Origin of the sequence: Protofrankia sp. Cr1 (genome assembly GCF_963555865.1) — a bacterium.
Lineage (GTDB): Bacteria > Actinomycetota > Actinomycetes > Frankiales > Frankiaceae > Protofrankia.
In genome coordinates this window covers 1-3,321 of the sequence record NZ_CAUVXO010000428.1, presented here as the reverse complement: position 1 = coordinate 3,321, position 3,321 = coordinate 1, and the positions used below count along the sequence as shown (strand labels likewise).

1 protein-coding gene is annotated in these 3,321 nt (G+C 68.8%); it reads right to left on the bottom strand.

Features of this window, described 5'->3' with window-relative positions; all coding sequences use genetic code 11:
- Positions 1–385: 385 nt before the first annotated feature.
- On the bottom strand, positions 386–2,953 hold the full coding sequence (gene pepN / locus U9980_RS22915) for an aminopeptidase N (RefSeq protein ID WP_322769831.1): 2,568 nt from the start codon (positions 2,951–2,953) through the stop codon (positions 386–388).
- Positions 2,954–3,321 lie beyond the last annotated feature (368 nt).

Sequence of the window (3,321 nt, the reverse complement as noted above, 5' to 3'; positions counted from 1 at the left end):
TCCTCGTCGACCTCGACCGCCTCTACCACGGCGCGTAACGGACTTCGGCGTCGGCGGTCTTCCAGGCTGAGGCCCGTGAGCGGCCCGAGTACCTGAGGCTTCTCGGACCGGTCGTCCTGCATCGGATCTGAACGCGCAGAAGCCCCGCACCCACCATCCGGAGGGTCGGGGCTCCACTTCCGTCGGGGCGTGTATCCCGAGGCTGCTTCAGCATCCGCCTGGATCGCACAGAGGTCAAGTTCCCAGTTCGGATGGATGATGGAAGCGTCGGCGGCCGAGACCCCCGGGTCGTTGATCCGACCTGGATGGCGGGGCTGGCCCGCGATCGTGATGACGACCGCGGGCCAGCGGGATCCGCTGTCGGTGTGGTCAGGAGCCGGCGCGGTCAGGAGCCGGCGGCAGCCGCGGCGGCCTCGACGTCCTTGGCGCGGGCGCGCAGCGCGCGCACCAGCCCGTCGCGGCCCTCGACCAGCGCCCGGCGCAGCGCGGGTACCGGTTCCTGATCGGCGAGGTAGGCGTCCACCGCCTCGACCGTCTCCGGTTCGATGATCGCGGCCGGGAAGAGCATCTGCGTGATCGTCTGGGCGGTGTCGAAGGTCCGAGTCCGCCAGATCCGACCGATCTCGGCGAAGTAGCGGTCCACGTACGGCCGGGTCAGCTCGTCCTGGCCGGGCATCCAGAAGCCGCCCATGGTCGCCACCAGCAGATGGTTCGACAGTTTGTCGGACTCCATCGCCGCGGCCCACGCGACGGCCTTCGCCTCGGCGGTGGGCCGGGCCGAGCGGGCGGTGGCGGCCCGCTTCTCGCCGGTCGCGGTGGGGTCGCGGGCGAGCTCGGCCTCGATCTCGGTGACTCCGTACACGCCGCGTGCAACCAGCTGGATGAGCAGGGTCCAGCGCAGCTCGGTGTCGAGGGCGAGCCCGTCGATGACCTCGGCGCCCTCGAAGACGGCGCGGACGCGTGCGACCTGGTCGGGTTCTTCGGCGTGGGCGACGGTGGTCGCGTAGACCAGTTGGAGGTCGCTGCCGGGCTCGGCCGTGGCCAGCAGCTCCTCGGCCCGCGCGGACAGCGCCCGCAACGCGCCCGACCGGTTTGCCGGATCCCCGTAGGTGTCGATCGTGAGTTGTGCCTTGGCCAGCAGTGACTGCACCACGCCGATGTCGTCCTCGGTGTCCACACCGGAGAGCACGAGGGCGACGTAGTCCCGCGCGGCGAGTTCGGCGTCGCGCGTCATGTCCCAGGCCGCCGCCCAGCACAGCGTCCGTGGGAGCGAATCGCGGATCGCGCCGATCGAGTCGATCAGCGTCGCCAGGGACCGGTCATCCAGGCGGATCTTGGCGTAGGTGAGGTCGTCGTCGTTGATCAGAATCAGGTCGGGCCGGCGGGCGCCGACGAGCTTCGGGATCTCGGTCAGCGCGCCGACGACGTCCAGTTCGATGCGCTCGCGGCGTAGCAGCGACCCGTCGGAGGCACGGTCGTACAGGCCGATCGCCAGCCGATGCGGCCGCAGCGTCCGGCTCGCCGTGGACGGTGACGACGCCGGTTCCTGCACCAGGTCGAAGGAGGTGAACAGGCCGGATGAGTCGGTTTCGAAGCGGGCACGCAGGGTGTTGGCTCCGGTGGTCTCCAGCCAGTCCGCCGACCACACGGAGAGGTCCCGGCCGCTTGCGTTCTCCAGCTCGTCCAGCAGATCCCGCAGCGAGGTGTTGGCGTACTCGTACCGGCGGAAGTACGACCGCAGCCCGGCCAGGAACTCCTCCTGGCCGACCCACGCCACCAGCTGCTTGAGGACGGAGGCGCCCTTGGCGTAGGTGATCCCGTCGAAGTTCGTGCGTACCGCGTCCATGTCGGGCGCGTCGGCGACGATGGGATGGGTGGAGGACAGCTGGTCCTGCCGGTAGGCCCAGCCCTTCTCGGCGTTGGCGAACGTCGTCCAACCGTTGGTGAACCGGGTCGCGGCGACCTGGGCGAGCACCGACATGAACGTCGCGAACGACTCGTTCAGCCACAGGTCGTCCCACCAGCGCATCGTCACGAGGTCGCCGAACCACATGTGGGCCATTTCGTGCAGGATCGTCTCGGCTCGCCGCTCCCGGCGGGCCTCGGTGACCTTTGCGCGGAAGACGTAGTCCTCCAGGAACGTCACGCAACCGGCGTTCTCCATCGCACCCGCGTTGAACTCGGGGACGAAGAGCTGATCATATTTGTCGAACGGGTACCGGTAGTCGAACACCCGGTGATAGAAGTCGAAGCCGGCCTTGGTGATCGTGAGGAGCTCGTCCGGGTCGAGGAACTCGGCCAGCGACTGCCGGCAGTACAGGCCCAGGTCGATTCCGTCGTGGTGGTCACGGACCTCGTGATAGGGGCCGGCGACCAGCGCGGTGATGTAGGTCGAGATGACCGGTGTGGCATCGAAGAGCCAGAAGGTCCGCTGCGATTCCGCGTCGGTGGACTCCAGCCGGCGTCCGTTGGAGATGCACGTCCAGCCGGCCGGGGCGACCACCGACAGATGGAAGACCGCCTTCAGGTCCGGCTGGTCGAAACAGGCGTACATCCGGTGGGCGTCATAGGTCTCGAACTGGGTGTACAGGTAGACGGCGCTGTCGACGGGGTCGACAAAACGGTGCAGGCCTTCGCCGGTCTTCGAGTAGGCGCAGTCGGCCACCACCTCCAGCTCGTTGACCTCCGCCAGATCCGAAAGCGCGATCCGGCTCGCCTCGTACACCTCGGCCGGGTCCAGGCTCCGGCCGTTGAGGGTCACCGAGCGGACGGTCGGGGCGATCAGCTCGATAAAGGTGGAAGCGCCCGGCTCGGCACAGGTGAAGCGCACCGTCGTCCGGGCGGCGAACGTGACGTCGCCGACCGTCAGATCGAGGTTCACCTCGTAGGAAGACACGTTGAGCAGCCGGGCGCGCTCACGCGCCTCGTCGCGGGTGAGGTTGTTGGCTGACACGCAGGTCCTTTCGGCAGGTCGGATGAGCGTCCCGCACCGGGGCGAGGGTGGCGGACGTCCGGGTCCGGCGGCTTGGGCGGCACAACGGCGCGGATCCCACAGTCTCCCACGCTCCAGGCACCCGGCACGTCCGCTCCATCGGGCATACCCGGTAGCGATCTGTGGCCGGTAGCGATCTGTGGCCGGTACGGACAAACAGCTACCCGGTGCGCCCGTGGTCGGGTTTGATGCGGGTTTGAAACGTTCGGGCGGCATGGCCGGCTCAAGCACGGCAGGCGCCGTGACGGTGAGGGAGAACATCGGTGAGGCGTGTGACCGGTTTTGGGCGTCCTTCCCGGCCGAGGGACACGGCTCCGCCCGGTCCGCCC